Source organism: Nonomuraea sp. WAC 01424, from assembly GCF_003947315.1.
GTDB lineage: Bacteria > Actinomycetota > Actinomycetes > Streptosporangiales > Streptosporangiaceae > Nonomuraea > Nonomuraea spiralis.
In genome coordinates this window covers 140,397-157,164 of record NZ_QHHZ01000022.1, presented here as the reverse complement: position 1 = coordinate 157,164, position 16,768 = coordinate 140,397, and the positions used below count along the sequence as shown (strand labels likewise).

Genomic DNA, 16,768 nt, shown 5'->3' with positions numbered 1-16,768 from the left:
TAGCGCCGCTAGATTGACCATGTCTGCCACAGTCCGAAGATCGAGGAGCGCTGACGACCGGCGTCCGGAAACTTCGATGAAGAAATCCGGGTGGCGGTGTCGGATCGGGGTGGTGGTGTTCGCAGCAGGGGTGAGGCCGGCGTGTACCGGCGCGCTGACCCCGCGGTGTGCGCCGGCCGAAGCACCCGCACGATGAACCACAATGTCTTGACACCACAGGAGATGATCTTCAGATGCAGTACCTGATTTCCGTGATCCACGACCAGGCCGGCCTTGCCACCCCGGACGAGGACGCGGCGATCGACGTGTTCAACGACCGGCTCCGGACGGAGGGCCACTGGGTCTTCGCCGGCGGGCTCGCCTCGCCCGCCACGGCCACCGTCATCGACAACCGGGGTGCGGAGGCGCTGGTCACCGACGGGCCCTTCGTGGAGTCCAAGGAGTACCTCGCCGGCTTCTGGATCATCGAGGCCCCCGACCTCGACGTGGCGCTCAAGCTGGCCGCAGAGGGGTCGAAGGCCTGCAACCGGAAGATCGAGGTTCGGCCGTTCCTGTGAACGGGATCGACGTACGCGAGGCGGTCACCCGGGTCCACCACGAGGAGTGGGCCCGGGTGGTCGCCGCCCTGACCAGGCGCTTCGGCGATCTCGACGTCGCCGAGGAGGCGGTGGCCGAGGCGTTCGCGACGGCCGTGGAGCGGTGGCCGGCCGACGGCCTGCCGCCCAACCCGGGCGCCTGGCTGACCACCACCGCCACCCGCAAGGCCATCGACCGGCTCCGGCGCGAGAACAGACGCGACGACAAGCACAGGGAGGCTCAGATGGTGCACGACGACACCCCACCCGAGCCGCTGGGCGCCGTCGACGACGACCGGCTCCGGCTGATCTTCACCTGCTGTCACCCGGCGCTGGCGATGGAAGCGCGGGTGGCGTTGACGCTGCGCCTGGTCGGCGGTCTGACCGTGCCCGAGATCGCCCGCGCGTTCCTGGTACGGGGGACCACCATGGAACAGCGCATCACCCGCGCGAAGGCCAAGATCAAGGCGGCTCGCATCCCCTACAGGATGCCGTCCGCCGACGATCTGCCGGCTCGTGTCTCCGGCGTCCTGGCCGTGCTGTTCCTCGTCTTCAACGAGGGCTATCTGGCCAGCGGCCCCGGCACCGATCCCGTACGACACGATCTGACCACCGAGGCGATCCGGCTCACCCGCCTGATCCGCGCGCTCCTGCCGCGGGACGGAGAAGCGGCCGGGCTGCTGGCGCTGATGCTGCTCATCGAGGCCCGCCGTCGCGCCCGGGTCTCGACGAGCGGCGAACTGGTCCCCCTGGCCGAGCAGGACCGCGGAGCCTGGGACGCGGAACTGATCGCCGAAGGTCACCGGCTGGTGCGCGAGCGCCTGGCCGCTGCAGCCGCCGGGGCGGCCCCGGGCCGCTACCAGATCCTCGCCGCGATCAACGCGGTGCACACCTCCGCCCGCGACATCCGCGACACCGACTGGTCGCAGGTCCTGGCCCTGTACGACCAGCTCGTCCGCCTCGACGCCTCACCGGTCATCGCCCTCAACCGGACCATCGTCGTGGCCGAGCTCGACGGGCCGGAAGTGGCACTGGCCATCCTCGACCGCCTCGCCGAGGTACTGGCCGGCTATCACGCCTACCACGCCACCCGCGCCGACCTGCTGCGCCGGCTGGGCCGCAGTCAGCAGTCACGCGCGGCCTACGACCGGGCCATCGAGCTGGCCGGCAACACCGGCGAGACCGCCTACCTCACCCGCCGCCGCGACCAGCTGCGCTAGCGTCCGCGCTTGATCGGCGCACGTGACTCGGCTTCGCCTCCTCAGGGAGTCGGGGCCGGTCAGTGATCTGGACTCCGGTTTGCGCTGCCCTGGCGTGTCGGTCCGCGAACGTTACCCGGCGGCGGCGTCCAGGAAGATCGCATGGGGCATAAACGCGTGCGGCTGCCTGGACCGCGGGCCGCCGCTGCGCGTGCGTGTGGATGGGATCTGATGAGCAACGCGACACCGCCGATCGGACCAGGGCAGTTCGAGACCGGTGACATCGGCAGGCTCTCACGGGACGTGAACCTGTTCCGCGGTGACGTCAACTATCCGCAGAAGCTCGTGCAACTGCCCGGCGTGCCGGGTGACGACACGCTCGCGGTCGGCGTCGCGCTGCACTACCGCAGCAACGTCAGCGACCAGGTCACCCAATGGAACCTGGACGCCCCCACCGGGATCGCCGGTCTGGGCTGGTACCTCGCCTGGGACAGGATCGAGGCCGTGGGCACCGGATCCGTGAGCGCCGCCACCCGGTACGTCTACTGGTCGGCCGGCGTCTCCAACGCGCTGGTCGCGGACTCGACGCCATGGCCGCGGGTGAGCCTGGACGCGGCCGCCACCGCCACGCTCGCCGCCGGCACGGTGTCGGCGGACGTCGTGGCCGCCTTCGCCGCGCAAGGCGTGCCGCTCGACGCGGGGGCGACGGTCGCCGGCGGCGGCACGGACTGGACGATCAGCGACGACACCTGGGAGCGCGTGTTCTCGGTGGCGGCGACCGCCACCGGCGCCGAGGTGTGCGACGGGGGATCGCGCTTCCAGTTGCAGGACTACGAGTTCTGGCAGATCTCCTACTACGCCGGCTACGAGAAATGGGAGATCACGACGGACTCCGGCGAGGTGCGGACGTTCGGCGGCGGGCTCGGCAGGACGGCGAAGCAGTATGCGACCAGCGCGGGCAACAGCGTCGAGTGGGCGGTCAAATGGGGCGGGCCGTCGGGCACGTGGACCGGGCCGTCGACCGTGGCCACGGATCAGCAGCAGTACGCGAGGGCCTGGAACCTGAGCACGCGCCGTGACCGCTGGGGATCGTCGGTGTCCTACGCCTACAACGAGTTCCCCAGGGGCGCGGACGGCCTGCTCGGGAACAACGCCGAGCAGCTGGTCGGCACCGGACTGCCGTACACCAAGGCGATCTATCCGACCAGCGTCACCAGCGTCGCCGGCCAGGTCGTGACGTTCCGCTACGGCGACAAGACGTTCACCGCCGACGCGCAGGAGTACCTCGACCCGCACAAGCAACTGCAACCGGCCGGGGCGCCGGAGACGCCGCCGGCCGATCTCGGCACGGCGAACGCCTATCAGGACCGCTACGAGACCCTCTACCTGAGCGGTCTCGAGGTGAGCGCCTCGACCGGTGCGCCGCTGTTCGCGGTCGACCTGGACTACACCGCGCCGCGGGTGGTGTCGACGACGCCGGCGGAGCTGTCGGCGACGGCCGTCAAGCGATATCTCGCCGGGGTCAGCGAGCGCAACGCCGCCGGGGCGACGCTCCCCGGCTACGCCTTCGACTACTACGTCGACGCCGCCGACGGCCCGAACCTCGGCGCGCTGCGATCGGTCACCCACCCACAGGGTGCCGTCGCCACCTGGTCCTACGCCGAGTCCAGCCTGGACGTCTGTGATCGCGCCACGCCGGACATCGCGCCGGCGGCGGCGCTCGGCGCGGGCGCGACCCCGCTGGTCTGGAGCGGCGCGGACTACGTCGTGTCGGTCTGGCTCAACGCCGAGCGGACGATGGCGACGCTGGACGTGTACACGTGGCTGGGCCGCTGGTCGCACTGGTCCGGCGGCACCGTCTACGACGACCAGGACAACCCGCTCGACGCGGGCGACACCGAGGTCGTCACGGGCGACGACACGTTCGCGCTGGCACTGGTCGCCGAGGACGACAGCCGGAGCCACGTCACGCTCTACAGCCGCACCCCGACGCGACCGGACCAGTGGGCGGCGACCGGCGTACCGGCGCTGACCGGCGTGGCCACCCTCACCGCCGGCAGCGCCTTCATCGCCGCCGTGCTGGCCGACGGCTCGTCCTACGACCTCTACCGGTGGGCGTGGGACTGGCGGACCGGATGGTCCGGGACGGACGAACCGGTGCAGAGCGGATCTTCGCCGCTGTTCGCGCTCGCCGCCGCGGAGTGCCTGCTGGTGGCCGAGACCTCCGTCGACGGCACCGACGTGTCGCTGGCCTGGCTGGACGGGTACGCGACCTGGCACGACGGCGACACGATCGCGTTGCCGGGACACACCGTCGGCGACAACGACGACCATCAGGTGCTCTGGGACGCCGGCCCGTCGGTGGCCGCGCTGTCGTTCGCGGAGGGCCGGCCCGGCATGACGTACGGGGTTCAGCTGCTGCGCTGGGACCTGACCTACCACTTCACCGACACCGACTACGCCGGAGGGCTGCAGGCGGAGCCGATCGACGCCGACCAGCCGGTGTCGTGGCCGCCCCAGCCGGAGGTGGTGGACGGCGCGTTCGTCGCCGTCCGCCAGAACCTGTTCCGCTTCGACGCGGGAACCTGGCACAGCACGAGTTTCGCCACCTCCAGCCAGGGGTGCGGCTGGCTCGCGTTCGCCTACGGCGACGACGTCGCGGTCCAGGTCGTCAACGACTACACCGACGCGGCCACCGAGCTGATGGCCTACGACCCGGACGGCGACGGGTTCGCCGCCCAGCCGACGCCGATCACGACAGCGCTGCCGCAAGGCGGCGACATCGAGACCCAGGGCTGGCCGTCCGCGTCGGGCGGGGACTTCATCGTCGCCCGCAACTCCGTCTTCTACCGGGGCACGTCGACGACCTGGGCCGAGCCGGTGCGGCAGCCGGTGTTCGCGCTGACGTCGACCTCACAGCTGGCCACGGACGTCGACTCGCGCAGCATCGTCAACCAGGCGCCGGCCTTCCTGGCCTATCTCGTCAGCGACGCGGCGGTGGCCGCGGACGACGCGGTCCAGCTGCTCGTCCTGCGCAACGGGGGCGTGCTCCAGCCGCTGCCGGACACGCTCGGGAGCTCGGCGTACTACGTCCCGGGCGTGTCGCCGGGCTCCGCGGACGGCCAGTGGCCCGCCGGGCCGTTCTCCCTCGTCGCCTACGCCGCCACGGAGGGCGGGTTCAGCCAGGCGGCGTCCTACCGGGTGTACCGGTACGCCGGTCAGGCGATGAGCGGCCCGGTCACCGCCTACCCGGTCAGCACGCTGGTCATCGGCGACGGCTTCGGCGCCACGTACACCACCGCGTACGAGTTCGACGCGGCGACGGCGGCGTGCGATCCGACGGGGCAGGTCGTCAAGTACTACCGGTCGGCGGTGTACGACGGCGCCGGCGATGCCCGCACCTCGGCCTTCGGGCGCACGGTCTACTCCTACCTCAACGGCACCCTGCCCGGGGCGAGCGATCTGTGTTTCGACGGGCTGCTGCGGCAGACGGCCGCGTTCGCCGGCGCGTTCACGTTCGCGACGGCCATGTCAGGCGCGCTCGGGCTCGACCCGGACGCCGCGCCCGGCCCGCCGCAGCCCGTACCCGACGGCCTCGCGCAGGCCTTCGCCGGCGCCGGCAGCACCCTGGGCAGCGGCGCCACGGTGCAGTACCTGCAGATCGACGGCACGTACCGCTACTGGGCGGTGGCCGACCCGGCGTCGGGCCAGGTCTACAACATCGACTACACCGGCGACCCGAGCGCGCCGGACGCGGTGCGCGTCTTCACGGGGACGCCGGTGCACAGCCGCACGACCACGTGGACGCTGTTCGATCAGCGCGGCCGGTCGCCGCAGGATCCGGCCCCGCAGCCGATCTACGGCACCTACGTGCGCCCGGCCGAGGTCGTCGAGCGCCGGGACGGCGTGCCGATGACGACGACGCTCGACTACGCCCCGATCGACCCGCTGCGCCCGTTCCTCGTCCCGGCTCCGTTCTCCGGCGGCGTCGTGGGCCGCGGCTGGCAGCTCACCACGATCACCGGGAGCGTCGAGACGCACGCCGAGCGGCTCACCTACGGCTACGAGCAGTATCCCGGGCTGCTCGCGGCGAACCTGCTGAAGCCGGTGGTCGCCTCGCTGCACACCGTGAGCGTCGACGGCGCCGCGACGGTCACCGTCAACTCCACGGCGACGACCTGGTCGTCCTGGTCGCAGCCGGGCACGGGGCTGGGCGTCATGGCCGCCGCCCGGCAGTGGGCGTGGACCGGCGACCCCTCGGGCGGCGACGACGGGAGCTTCCCGTTCGACGGCACTCCGGACCCTGCGTACTGGGTGACCACCAGCACCGCGACGGCCGTGAGCGCCCGGGGCGCGGTCTCCGAGTCCGCCGACCCGGCCGGGACGGTCCACGCGACGCTGGCCTCCGCCGACGGGCTGCTCGACATCGCGCATGTCGCCAACGCGAGCTTCACCGCCGGTCAGGCCGCCTACACCGGGTTCGAGACCTACGAGGACCTGACGGGGTGGACGCTCACCGGCGGGGCGGAATGGGACGACACCGACGCGCACACCGGTTCGAGCAGCCTGACGCTGCCGGGCGCGGGTGCGGCGGCCACCCGCGCGGCCCTGTCGCCGAAGGCCGACCAGACCTACGTCTTCACCGCCTGGTGCAAGACCGGCGCGGGCTTCACCCCGGGCACCTCGGGCTGGACGTTCACCGTCACCGCGGACGGCACGCCCGCCTCCCGGTTCCTGCCGTTCCCCGACACCGGTGGCGCCTGGGCGCCCCAGTCGGCGGCGATCGCCGTGCCGGCGGGCGGCGACATCACGCTCACCATCGAGGCCGCGAACACCACCACGGCGGCGGTGCACACCGACGACGTCACCGTGGTGCCGCTGACCGCGCAGTTCACCGCCCGGTCCTACGACGCCGCGAGCCGGCTGCCGCTGGCCCGCATCGACCGCGCCGGGCACACCTGGCACATGATCCGCGACACCTTCCTGCGCGTGATCGGCGGCACCACCTCGACAGGGGCGCCGTCGTCCCTGCAGCTCAAATACCTGTCCCGGCAGGGCAATCCGGACGGCTTCGACTGCGCCGACCCCAACGGGTCGCTGGCGGTGAGGTGTTTCTCCGGCGGCAGCCACCAGACGTTCCGGGACGGGACCGGATGGCAGGCCGACTGGACGCCGTCGGCCGCCACGGCGTTCACCGCGGCCGGCGGCGTGCTCGCCCATCAGCCGTCCGCGCAGAGCGACTCGCTCGGCTACGCGGAGTCGCCCGGGCCGACGTACGCGCTCTACGTCGAGCTGGCCCCGCTCGGCGACGGCCCGCTCCGGCTCACCGACGACTTCGCGATCACGGCCGGTGACGACGCCGCCGTCACCTTCGACCCCGCCACCACGCAGTGGCGGCTCACGCTCGACGGCACGCCGGCCGGCTCACCGGCCTCCGTCACGGGCCCGCCCACGTGGTGCCTGCTCGTCCTGATCGGCGGCCGGCTGATCTTCTACGCCGACGGCCGGCAGCTGTTCGCCGAGCAGACGCAGGCGGGCGGCGCGCCGGCCGCCGTCGTCGGCCGCAACGGGCTCGCCATCGCCAACCTCGTGCTCCTCGACGGCCCGGCGCTACGGCTCAAGCACAGCGACGCGACGGGAGCGGCCCGCCAGGATCACATCCTGACGAACGAGGACTACCTGGTGTCGCAGACCATCCGCGACGGGCGCGCCCGAAAGATCGCGCGCACCGAACCGGCGCCGGGACTGTTCGGCGGCGGCGCGTCCCTGCCGGTCCTGGCCTACCGCGGCGGGCTGGTCGACGTACCGGCCTTCCTCGCCGGGCTCGACGGCGACGCGACGATGACCGGGGACGTCGCCGACTGGTACGACGGGACCTACGACACCGACGACGGCGGTTACCCGTACACGCGCACCGTCCTGGAACCGGCGCGGCACGCCCGCCCGGTCGAACTCGGCTTCCCCGGCATCGACCACGCCGTCATCGACCGCGGATCGACCACGCCGGCCGCCCGGGCGACCGTCCAGTTCGGGTACGACGCGAACGAGGAGGCGCTGCCGTACGGGCTGAACCCGCCGGACGCGACGTTCCGGCTCACCACCCGCACGGGCCAGACGAAGACCGCGATGACCACGCTGCGCGACGCGAGCGGCCGGCCCGCCGCACGCTACGCCCCCGCCGGCGCGGACGCGGCACTCGACACGGTCGCGCCGCAGTACGCGAACGGGACGGCCGACACCGTCACGGCGTTGCCCGACTCCTACACCTACAGCGAGCCGGCGCAGTCGCTCACCCACCGGGAGAACGCGGTCGGGCAGGTGGTCGAGGACCTCTCGCCGGACACCGGGACCACCCGCTACCTGTTCGACCGGGGCGGGCGGGTGCGCTTCGTCCAGGACGCGGCCGCGGCGGCCGCCGGTCTGTTCGCCTACCACACCTGGGACGTCCTCGGCCGGCGCCTGTCGTCGGGCACCGTCACCCTCGGCTGGGACTCCGGCTCGCTCCAGCAGTACGCCGACGAGCCGTCGTGGCCGGAGGACCAGACGGAGACGCCGTACCAGGTGACGCGGCGCTGGACGTACGACGGCGACGGCGGCGATCTCGCGGCGCTGGACCACGTCGTCGGCACGGTGGCGGTCACCGGCTCGGGCGCGTCGTCGTACGAGGTCGCCGAGAGTTTCGGCTGGGCGCCGGACGGCACGCTCGCGAGCCGGACGGTGCGGATGAGCCAGAGCGGGAGCACGCTCGGCACGTTCACCACCACCTACGAGTTCGACAACCAGGGCCGGGCCACCCGCGTCGGCTACCCGTGCGCGGCCGCCACCGGGCTCACGGCCGTGCGCTACACCTTCGACGGCCGGGACAACATCGTGGGCGTCGCCGACGACAGCGGCACCCTGCTGGCGTCCTACGTCTACGACCCCCGCGGGCGGCCCGTCACGCACACCTACCCCGGCGGCTGCGCCGGAGCGGCCTCCTACGACCCGCTCGGCCGGCTGGACTCCCTCGCGGTCACGTCCGGAGAGACGGCCCTGTCGCTCGAACTCACCTACGACGCCGCCGGAAATCCGCAGACGCTCGTCGAGTCGATCAGCGGCGACGGCGTCAAGGACACCGCGGCCGTGCGCTACAGCCACGACCCGCTGCAGCGGCTGCTGAGCGCCGACGACGCCGACGGGACACGGACGGTCGGCGTCGGCTACACCACCACCGCGGGCCTGACCGACCAGAACGGCAACATCCAGACGCTCGCGCGCGGCGGCGGCGACCCGGCCCGCTTCGGCTACGCGTCGGGCACCAACCGGCTCACCTCGGTGACCCCCGCCAAGGGAAGCCCGGCGACCTACACCTACCAGGCCAACGGCCTGCTCACCCAGCGCGGCGGCGACGACCTCACGCTGACCTACCTCGACGCCACCGCCCTGCCCGCCACGATCACCGGCGGTACGGGCGGGACGACGCTGACCTTCGCCTACGACGTCAACGGCTACCGCCGCGTCAAACAGTCCGCCGGCGACGACACGCCGGCGCTCTACGTGCACGCCGGCACACCGGGCCCGCTGCTCACCGTCGACGCGTCCGGCACCCCGACCGCCTGGGTGTACGGTCCCACCGGGCTGGTCGCGATGACGCGCGGCGGCCTGCGCCACACGATCGTGACCGACCACCTGCGTTCGCCCCGGCTGGTCCTCGACGGTGACGGCACGCTCGTCGCGGCCTACTCCTTCGACGTGTTCGGCCGTCAGGTGCTGGCCCACGAGCCGTCGCCGGGCTTCGTGCCGATGTTGTTCACCGGGCAGGAACTCGACGCCGAGACCGGCCTGTACGCGTTCCCGGCCCGCCTGTACGACCCGTCGATCGCCCGGTTCCTCAACCCCGACCCGGCCGGCCAGTACGCCAGCCCGTACGTCTACGCGGGCAACCAACCGGCGCTGCTGACGGACCCGACCGGCGCGATGACCGCCATGGGCGAGGCCGGCATCGAGACCGCCCTCACCCTGCTCATCCTGGCCACCGCGATCGCCACCGCCGGGGCGACCGCCGCACTGGTGCCGGCGGCGTTCACGGCCGAGGGCATCTTCGGCGGCCTGGCCGGCGCGGCGGTGACGGGAGCCGGCATCGGCGCCGCCGGTGGCGGCATCATGGGCGCGGCCGGCAGCGGGCTCGAATACGCCGTGACCACTCCGCCGGGCAACTGGAGCGGTAAGGCGTTCGGCCTGGAGTTCGGCATCGGCCTGGCCGCCGGCGCCGCCGGAGGGCTGGTGACCGGCGGCATCAGCGGGGGGCTGTCGTCCGTGCTGGAGCCGGCGGCGGCGGCCGCCGGCGCGGCCGCGGCGCCGGGTGCCGAGTCCGTCGAGGCCGCGGGGGCTGCCGAGGCCGCGGGGCCGCCGCTGGCGCAGGCGGTGCAGGAAGGCGGCGGTGCCATCGACGAGGTCGCGCCGACCACCGAGGCCGAGCCGCCCGGGGCGCAATCACAGGCCGGCGCGGCGCAGGAGCGGGCGCCGGCGCCCGCCCGGCCCGCCTCCGCCGCCACGCGCGCGCTGCAGTACGCGAAGCCGGGGCTGGTCCGCGGCCTGATCGCGGTGACCTCCGGCGGGCCCGGCGGCGCGGTGCAGGGGGCGGTGAAACAGGTGATGTGCAACGTGGCCGAGGACCGGCCGCTGCGCCAGGGCGTCGGCATGGAGAGCCTGTCCTACCTGGGCTTCGGCATGGGGACGTCGCTGCTGGGCGTGGTGGCCCAGAGCGGCGCCGAGTGGGGGGACATCACCGCCGGCACCCTCAAGACGGCCTGGACCAACGACCCGTGGGCGACCGTCGCGATCCCCGCCCTGTCGCTGGTGCTCCTCGGCGGCGGCTACCTGTGCTACACGAATCTACGGTTCGGCTTCTAGGAGGAGTAATGGCTCATCTCAGCGTCCGTACGCAGAAGATGCCCTCGGGCAACGCCTTCGCGTCGCCGGTCGTGTTCGACTTCAGCGGCGACATCGGACAGGGCGAGCAGATCCTCGCCTACGGCGTCGCGCTGAGCGGCTTCCTGCTCAATTACGTGACCAACTCGCTGGACTGGGCCGAACCGGTGGGAGCCGTCGGCGCGTCCCTGACGCCCAACCTGTTCGGCGACACCGTCGTCCTGGGCGGCAACGTCATGCTCACCGACTACCACGGCGACACCGCGCGCTGCTTCTGGGACGGGGAGTCGGACCCCGCCAGCGTCGTGCAGGCGACCGCGCTGGCCGTGATCGGCACCTCCGCCACGACCGCGGTCTGCGGGACGACCTTCGGCCTGAAGTCCGGCGCGGACTCGCCGCCGATCGACGTCCCCGACGGCGCCGAGAACCTGGCGTTCCTCTCCGGGTTCTCCGTCGCCAGCGCCACCGGCGCGCGCGGCTACATCGGCGGCCTCACGCTGAGCTCGGGCGTCTCCTCGCCGCTGAACGACCAGGTGCAGGTCAACGGCACCACCGCCCTGACGGACTTCCAGTCCGACGGCACCGTCGACATCGGCCTGCTGTCCTACCTGCCGGACCTGACGGGGTTCGACGTGGTGCGAACGGTGGACGTGAACTGGTCCGCGCCCGACAAGGAGAACGGCATGACGGGAACGTTCCAGGCGACGTTCACCATCCCCGACGGCTACTCGCAGATCGTGAACGCGGCCATCCTGCTCCAGGACGTCACGATCGTCTACGGGGACACCACCACTCTGGAGCTCATCGAGGCGATGCAGTCGTCCGACCTGACCATCTCCGGCGCCCAAGTATCCGGAAGTTTCATCCTCAACATCTACAACCCGGACTGGGGCGCCACAACCTACATCACCTCAGACAGCACCGCGACGCTGGCCGTCGTCGCCCAGTTCGCCTGACAGGAGCGCTACCATGCCGATCGCCATCCAGACGCAGAAGATCACCGGCAGCAACTCGGGGACCTTCACCTTCACCGACACGGTGGGCCCCTTCGTCTACGCGCTGAATTACCTGAACTGGCAGACGCAGCCGCCCAACGCGCAGATCCAGAACATCGGCGTGTCCCTCCAGGTGGGCAGCGACGCCGAAGCGGACCCGGCGACCGTCATCATCGACCAGACCCTGCTCATGGACGACGTCGACCCGTCCTCGTCCTACACCTACGTCACGGTCGTCGCCTGGATCGGTTCGGACGACCCGCCGGGGCTCGTCATGCAGAACCAGCACGGGATCCCGGTCGACCAGATGTCGTCGCAGGCGGCGCAGAAGCCGTTGCCGACGTCGTATCCGCCGGTGTACGCGGTCGCGGCCATCTCCGGTTTCTCCTACACCTTCGCCGAAGACGACTCCGACTTCCTGAGTCTCGGCGTCGGCGTGGGCGTCACGTACCCGCTCACGTCGCGCACGCCCGCGGTGTCGGCGGTCGCCACCGGCATCTGGACCGGCGACTCGGCCTTCTCGGGCACGGTCGACGCCGCCGTCATCGCGATGACTCCCGAAGGAGCCGGCCTCGGCCTCGGCCTCGCCTATCTGCCCAACGCGGCCCCCGTGACCCAGACCATCGGGCCGCTGCCCGCCCTCGGGGGCGCGAGCGTGGCCTCGGCGGCCTTCCTGCTGCAGTCGTTCTGGCCCCAGTTCGACCCCACGCTCGATCCCACGCCGGACATCTCGCAGATCTGCTTCGGAGTGTCCCCGACGTCGGTGATGCTCAACGAGCCGGACGTCGGGGAGGTGACCGCCGTCTCCGAGCAGGGACTCCAGGACAATGACTACAACGGGTCGGGGGCGACGGTCACGGCCTCGAACGCGCTCGTGAACTACCTCCTCGTGGAATGCTCATGACCTTTCCGCCTCGGCTCTCCGCACTCAAGATCTTGCTCAGCGCCTAACGGTGCGAAGCCGTCCTCAACGACCGCGAGGACGTCGCCGAGATGCTCCACCAGAGTGCTGAGACGGTCGGGAACGTCGGCGGGTCGCGATGGAGGGAGACGTTGACCGCCCTGCTGCGGCAATCCGAGCGGCAGTGACCGCGGCCGGTGAGGGGCGCGAGCCGGTTGCGGCCCGGCTCAGGGCATCCAGTTCTGCGCCCAGTACTCAATGGTCTGCTTGCGGTTGAGCACGAAGGTGGCGCGGTAGGTGCCGCCGATTTTCGCGTTGTGCACGCGCGGGCGGCGATCTGGAGCACGCGCGCCTTGGACTTCCAGCTTCGGGTCGTCCAGTCCTTGGTCGGGGAGTGGGAGTCGTGCCGCAGGGTTGTCCACGTCCCTGCGGCCTCGGCAGTGCTCTTCACGTTCTCGGTGACTCTGGGCGCCTGCGTCGCGCTCACGGGCGCCGAGAACGAGGTGAGACCCAGCGTTAGCGTCGCCGCACAGGCCAGGCCGGCCAGCGGCGCCTAGCGGCGAGAATCATGGAACTTTGTCAGCGTTCATGGCAATTACTCGTGTCATGTTCGAGGACATCCGAGAGGCGACAGATGCGACACGAGAGCCAGGCGGCTCCCTCCTCCTGGCCCCACACTGCCGAGGGCCCGTCGCCCTGGCACGAATCCGAGCGGTTCGCCGTCCTGTTCACCCGTCACGCCCCCGAGCTGAAGCGCTACGTCATCCGGCGTCTGGGCCCTGAGCCTGCCGACGACATCGTGGCCGAGACCTTCGCCGTGGCCCTGCAGCACCTGGCGTCGTACGACGGCAGCAAGGGCAACGAACGGTCCTGGCTCTACGGGATCGCCACCAACCTCGTCAGCAGGCACCGGCGCCGCGAGATCGGCCTGTACAAGGCGCTGAGCCGCACCGGCGCCGACCCTGTGATCGAGCCGTTCACGGACGAGGTGGACCGGCGGGTGAGCGCGGGCGTGGCGAACAGGCGGCTGGCGAAGGCGCTGGCCGGGCTCTCCCAGGCGCACCGGGACACGTTGCTGCTGGTGGTCTGGGCCGAGCTGACGTACGACGAGGCCGCGGCGGCGCTCGACGTGCCCGTGGGGACCGTCCGGTCGCGGGTGAACAGGGCGAGGACCAAACTGCGCCGGGTGCTGTCCGACGCCGATCCGGAAGAGGGGTAGACCATGGTCGACGAGATCGAGATGCTGCGCCAGATGCGTGACGAGGTTCCCGAGCGGCCCGACGTGTCGGAGGTCCGGCTCAGGATGACCGTGTACATGGAGCAGGCTCCCGCGCGACGGCCGCGACCCGCGTACCGGCTGAGGTTCGGGCTCGCGCTGGCCACAGCGGGTGTGCTGGCGGCCGCGACCGCGGCGGTCCTCGTCCCGGACCGCGGGGGCGAGGAGGAGACGCGGCCGACCTCGCCGAGCGCGGCGACGGTGCTGGAACGGGCCGCGCTCATGGCGACCCGGAGCACACCCGTCGAGATCAGGCCCGACCAGTGGTTCTATCTCAAGGAGTCGCAGCACATGGGAGCCGATCTGCCGACGTTCGAGAGCTGGGACCGCATGGACGGGACCAGGTCGGCGCTGCGCCCGGAGGGCCGGGAGCTGAAGGTGGGCCCGGCCGAGAAGGGACCGACGACCGTGCGGCGCACCCAGCAGGAGGTGGAGGCCCTGCCCACGGACCCCGACGCGCTGCTGCGACACGTCCGTGGCGACGTTCCGGAGCGTGCGCCGTTGTCGATCTGCGGACCGTCCTGCCCGCCCGAGATCGCGCAGGACGCCAAGGCGTTCGGGACGATCGGGTGGTACCTGAAGTTCGGGCCCGTGATTCCGCAGGACACGGCCGCGGCCATGTTCCGGGCGCTGGCGAAGATCCCGCACGTCTCCGTCGAGGAGAACGCCACGGACATGGACGGCCGCCCCGGCGTCGGCGTGGTCTTCGACGCGGGGGAATCCGGCAAGCTCTACTACGTGCTCAATCCGGGCGACTACCGCTACATGGGGGTGAAGACCGTACACGACGGTCAGAGCATGGGTATGTCGGTGCTCGGCTCGGGGATCGTGGACCGGCCGGGTGACGCGCCCTGAGTCAGCGCCGGTCGGTCAGAACCCCGTGGTGGGGCTTCCGGCGCGGGCACCTCGCCGGCTGAGGCGGTTGCCGGCGCCGCTCCCCGACGGGCGGGGTGGCGTACCGGATGTTGCGAAAGCGGCGAACGCCGTCCTGTTCCGTGCCTCGTACCTCGCCCGAGGTCGTCATGGCGGTGAGGAGCGCCGCGGCCGCTCGTGTGCGGCCGGTCATCGTCCGCGGCCGCTCTGCTTGGCCTTCTTGCTGCCCCAGCAGGCCAGCAGCGCTCCGAGGACGGCGGCCAGCGCGAAGCCCGCGAGCCGCGTCGCGAATCCGCCGGGCAACCAGGCCAGCAGACCGGCGTTGTCGTGGTCGGTCAGCAGCCGGATGGCGCCCTGTGCTCCCAGGACCAGGAGCAGCATGCCGATGATCAGCACGGTGACGTGCTTCATGAGGGGGTTCGTCTCCTCTCGCCCCGAAGGGCCGTGATGGCAGGCGTGAACACGCCTCCCACTGTTTTATGGTGCGTTCGAACCATAACACCGGTCTTGATACGATCGCACCACAAACGGGTCGCAGGGGAGGGACGGCATGCCGAAACTGGTGGACCATGATCAGCGCCGCCGCCAGATCGCAGCAGCCGTATGGCGCCTGGCCACCCGTGGCGGCCTGGAGGACGTCACCTTGAGGCAGGTTGCCGCCGAGGCCGAAGTCTCCGCCCGGCTGCTGCAGTACTACTTCGGTACCCGCGACCAGTTGCTGCTCGGGGCGCTGAAGATCCTCAACGACGACGCCGAGCAACGGGCCCGCGAACGCCTCGCGCTGCTCGGCGACGCGCCCGGCATGCACGCGATCGTTCGGGGAGTGCTGCTGGAGCTGCTGCCGCTGGACGAGGAACGGCGTAACCGGCACCTGGTGTACGCCGCCTACTTCGTCCGCTTCCTGACCGACCCCGCCCTGGCCGAGGTCGCCCGCGCCGCGCCGCTCGCGCTGGAGAACCTCGTCGCCGGCCTGATCGCGCAAGGGCAGGAGCTCGGCCAGGTGCCACAGGACGTCGACGCCGCGGCCGAGGCCGTGTTCCTGCTGGCGGGCGCCGAGGGGATTCAGTCGAGCGTCCTGCTGGGGCAGCGATCCGCCGCAGACGCCGTAGCCATGATCGACCACCAGCTCGCCCGCGTCTTCACCACGACGAACCACGAGTGACCGCCTCCATGAGCCTCGACGCAGACCGACGGTTGTCAGAGGCGGCGAATCGATCTGCCGTCAGCGCATGACCTGGCCGGCCTTCGTCGCCGGCTTCAGGTGCCTCTCCGGCCGGGCGTAGGCGCCGGTTCCCCGGTTCAGCCGGGGCGGGTCTCGGTGCGCCGGGCGGCGACGCGGGCCTGGATGCGTTCGAGCACAGGGCATGTTCGCCCAGGCCACCGAGACGGAGCGGCCGAGGTCGTGCGACCAGATGTAGGCGCCGACCAGGATGCCCTTGCGGCCGTGGATGCCCGCGCTCGGGTACCACACCTGGGTGATGTCCCGGGTGGTCCAGGAGATGCCGCCGTAGATCCCGTGGTCCTGCTCCCACCAGCGCCGCTGTGCCTGGAAGGCGGTCTTGACGGCGGGCGGGTAGACGCGGGCGCCCGCCTCCACGGCCGCCTTCACCTTGGGCGAGAGGTCGTTGTCGATCGAGCTGACGACCGGCAGGGGGACGGTCACGATCACGTGGTCGGCGTCCCACGTGCTCACCCGTCCGGTGGCGCGGTCGCGCCAGGTGACCCGGGCGCCGGAGCCCAGCCTGCGCAGGGCGGTGACCTGCGCGTCGAGTGTGATGAACCGGCGGGTGCGCCGGTAGAAGGCGTGGGCGACGGCGTCCATGCCACCGGTCGGTTCCATGATCGTCGCCTGCTGCTCGTACCCTTCGCCGAACAGCATGGTCCACCGCAGCATGCCGCCCTTGGCGATGTCGACCAGGTCGAGCGGTTCGAGGATCCGGCCCGGGGTGGGACCGCCGGGCGGCTCGGCGTACCCGGCCCGGGACGAACCGCGGTACCGGTAGCTCTCGTCGAGGTCGCCGTACGACCGGACGAAGTCG

12 protein-coding genes are annotated in these 16,768 nt (G+C 71.7%); 8 read left to right on the top strand and 4 right to left on the bottom strand.

What is annotated here, in order from left to right; all coding sequences use genetic code 11:
- Positions 1 to 233: 233 nt before the first annotated feature.
- From DMB42_RS45150 to DMB42_RS45130, 5 genes are all read left to right on the top strand, one after another.
- Complete coding sequence (locus DMB42_RS45150) at positions 234 to 557, top strand: YciI family protein (protein ID WP_125646054.1); 324 nt, start codon at positions 234 to 236, stop codon at positions 555 to 557.
- On the top strand, positions 554 to 1,795 hold the full coding sequence (locus DMB42_RS45145; RefSeq protein ID WP_125646052.1) for an RNA polymerase sigma factor: 1,242 nt from the start codon (positions 554 to 556) through the stop codon (positions 1,793 to 1,795). The genes DMB42_RS45150 and DMB42_RS45145 overlap by 4 nt, the downstream gene beginning before the upstream one ends.
- A gap of 210 nt (positions 1,796 to 2,005) precedes the next feature.
- The gene (locus DMB42_RS45140; protein ID WP_125646050.1) at positions 2,006 to 10,666 is read left to right on the top strand and encodes an RHS repeat domain-containing protein; all 8,661 of its coding nucleotides are present in this window, start codon (positions 2,006 to 2,008) and stop codon (positions 10,664 to 10,666) included.
- Positions 10,667 to 10,674: 8 nt separating this feature from the next.
- On the top strand, positions 10,675 to 11,640 hold the full coding sequence (locus tag DMB42_RS45135) for a hypothetical protein (RefSeq protein WP_125646048.1): 966 nt from the start codon (positions 10,675 to 10,677) through the stop codon (positions 11,638 to 11,640).
- A gap of 13 nt (positions 11,641 to 11,653) precedes the next feature.
- Complete coding sequence (locus DMB42_RS45130; RefSeq protein ID WP_125646046.1) at positions 11,654 to 12,583, top strand: hypothetical protein; 930 nt, start codon at positions 11,654 to 11,656, stop codon at positions 12,581 to 12,583.
- A 224-nt stretch (positions 12,584 to 12,807) separates the two neighbouring features.
- Here the strand turns inward: DMB42_RS45130 and DMB42_RS45125 are convergent, their stop codons facing one another.
- Positions 12,808 to 13,002 carry a hypothetical protein gene (locus DMB42_RS45125; protein ID WP_125646044.1) on the bottom strand — a complete coding sequence of 65 codons (195 nt, stop codon included), beginning with the start codon at positions 13,000 to 13,002 and terminating at the stop codon, positions 12,808 to 12,810.
- Positions 13,003 to 13,214: 212 nt separating this feature from the next.
- Between DMB42_RS45125 and DMB42_RS45120 the strand changes: the two genes are divergently transcribed.
- Together DMB42_RS45120 and DMB42_RS45115 are read left to right on the top strand one after the other, a co-directional pair.
- Positions 13,215 to 13,799: an RNA polymerase sigma factor gene (locus DMB42_RS45120; protein ID WP_125646042.1), complete on the top strand. Its 585-nt coding sequence runs from the start codon at positions 13,215 to 13,217 to the stop codon at positions 13,797 to 13,799.
- Positions 13,800 to 13,802: 3 nt separating this feature from the next.
- Positions 13,803 to 14,711 (top strand): CU044_5270 family protein, encoded by a 909-nt coding sequence (locus DMB42_RS45115; RefSeq protein ID WP_125646040.1) that lies wholly within the window; start codon positions 13,803 to 13,805, stop codon positions 14,709 to 14,711.
- A gap of 1 nt (position 14,712) precedes the next feature.
- Here the strand turns inward: DMB42_RS45115 and DMB42_RS56530 are convergent, their stop codons facing one another.
- A complete protein-coding gene (locus DMB42_RS56530) occupies positions 14,713 to 14,880 on the bottom strand; it encodes a carboxylesterase family protein (protein WP_125646168.1) in 168 nt (55 codons plus the stop codon).
- 38 nt (positions 14,881 to 14,918) lie between these two features.
- A complete protein-coding gene (locus DMB42_RS45105) occupies positions 14,919 to 15,140 on the bottom strand; it encodes a hypothetical protein (protein WP_125646039.1) in 222 nt (73 codons plus the stop codon).
- 139 nt (positions 15,141 to 15,279) lie between these two features.
- Here DMB42_RS45105 and DMB42_RS45100 point away from each other — a divergent pair, with 139 nt between their 5' ends.
- Positions 15,280 to 15,891 carry a TetR/AcrR family transcriptional regulator gene (locus tag DMB42_RS45100; protein ID WP_125646037.1) on the top strand — a complete coding sequence of 204 codons (612 nt, stop codon included), beginning with the start codon at positions 15,280 to 15,282 and terminating at the stop codon, positions 15,889 to 15,891.
- Positions 15,892 to 15,951: 60 nt separating this feature from the next.
- Here DMB42_RS45100 and DMB42_RS45095 read toward each other — a convergent pair whose 3' ends face one another.
- Positions 15,952 to 16,623, bottom strand: a complete 672-nt coding sequence (locus tag DMB42_RS45095; RefSeq protein WP_125646035.1) for an FAD-dependent oxidoreductase — start codon at positions 16,621 to 16,623, stop codon at positions 15,952 to 15,954.
- Positions 16,624 to 16,768: the final 145 nt, after the last annotated feature.